The 1,542-nt window shown below is 38.5% G+C and carries 3 protein-coding genes; all 3 read right to left on the bottom strand.

Going from position 1 to position 1,542, the window contains the following annotated elements; genetic code table 11:
• Positions 1-411 (bottom strand): hypothetical protein (locus BIZ39_RS21705; RefSeq protein WP_187448099.1); only part of this gene is annotated, 411 nt, incomplete at its 3' end.
• Positions 412-414: 3 nt separating this feature from the next.
• The gene (locus BIZ39_RS21700; RefSeq protein WP_187448098.1) at positions 415-1,158 is read right to left on the bottom strand and encodes a DsbA family protein; all 744 of its coding nucleotides are present in this window, start codon (positions 1,156-1,158) and stop codon (positions 415-417) included.
• Positions 1,159-1,160: 2 nt separating this feature from the next.
• Positions 1,161-1,542, bottom strand: a 382-nt coding sequence (locus BIZ39_RS21695) for a DUF4400 domain-containing protein (RefSeq protein WP_187448097.1), incomplete at its 5' end; no start/stop codon positions are given.

Here is a 1,542-nt window from a genome sequence, read left to right as displayed (position 1 = left end):
GAAACTAGGTGCTGTCTCTATAGAGTTGGTGAACTCTTCTGGTAATAAGACTTTAAGTTCTGATTTGACGAGTTGATCGTGCATCAATTTACTGTCCGTCTCGTAAAGACGCCCAGACATCACAAAGTCACCATTTTGATTTGTGTAGTAAACCTGTTTTTTAAATGTATTTGTGACAACGCCAACTGCCATTAAATTATCTGGAGCGTTAAAGTAACGAATAGATTGCGCCTGTTTGTCAAAAAGGGGAGTAATCTTCTTAACGACTTCTGTGCTTGGATTTGTAATTTCTTCGAATTCAGCTAACGAAGGTTCAGTCAGTGACGATGGCTCTTGCGCAAATGCAGACGCCATCATAACTGATGTTACAAGTCCTATAAGATCTAAGCGAATAATCGGAGATTTTTTCATCATTTAATCCTTTGTGGGTAGCCCTTGTAATAATGGGTTCGGGATATTGGTAAGTGTATTACTGCGGGAATAAATATCGATGGACGTAACTTTATTGATTAATTCAATCCATCTTTCTGGAGAGCCGTCAGTCATACCAAGGTGGGTGAGATAGCGACCGGCTATAAGAATTGAAGGGGTTACGTTAATACTAACCTGGTTTTGCAAATCAACCGCGGCGGTATAATCAACGGTAGCCTCTTCAGTCATTATATATTTTGCAACCTCTGAAGGATTCAACCCAACACTTGCAGTCGCTTCTTTTATAAGTCTAACTAACTCTTTATTAGTCTTAACCTGATTGATGTGAGTAAACATCAATTCTATATACTGCTGTTTTTGGCCATAAGTGATGTCACTGTTCATTACATATGTTAAAGCAGCTGACTGGAGAAAATAGTACGGGGATTCCATGTCACCGACGTGGTGATAAACCAGTCTATAGCCCCGACTTAGAGTATTACCCCAAGTATCCATAACGGAACGGAGCTTTCGACAGTATATACAAGAAAAATCGATAAAATAACGTACGATTTTATGCTCTTGATCCGGCTTCACTATCAAATTGGGTGGCAAATCGACAAACCCATTTTCAAACAATGAATCGCTTGATGAAGGTTGGTCAACAATGGGAGATGTTTGTGCACTAACGTTAATAGCGATGAAAGCACTCAATATTAAAGTAGTGGTTTTAATTAAACGGTTCATGTTTATATCCGGTGTTGTAGGTTTGATGCCATGAAGTAAATAGCGATGCAGATTAGACCAATCCAAATGCTAAACGCGGCTGGTGTAATAGGAACAGGGAGAAAAAAAGCGTAAACAGGTAACAAAAGTAAGAGATAAAAAAAACGCTCACTTACGTTGTAAATATTTATTGAAGCGTTGTTATCAGACGATCTCAGAATTTGCCAACGACAGAGTCCATCAATCACTGTTGGTATGAGCACCAATAACGATAAAAGCAAGCAAATAAGAAAAGTATCGATACGAAACATCATTGCTTCAAACAAATAAAATAAGGCTTCTAACCGTTCATTGACGGATGAAAACAATTTCTCGTCATTTATCCAACTGAAGGCAGCGTTGTTA

Origin of the sequence: Alteromonas sp. BZK5 (genome assembly GCF_014349115.1) — a bacterium.
Classification (GTDB): domain Bacteria; phylum Pseudomonadota; class Gammaproteobacteria; order Enterobacterales; family Alteromonadaceae; genus Alteromonas; species Alteromonas macleodii.
The sequence above is the reverse complement of the archived record's forward strand: the minus strand, read 5'-3'. Positions and strand labels throughout refer to the sequence as shown.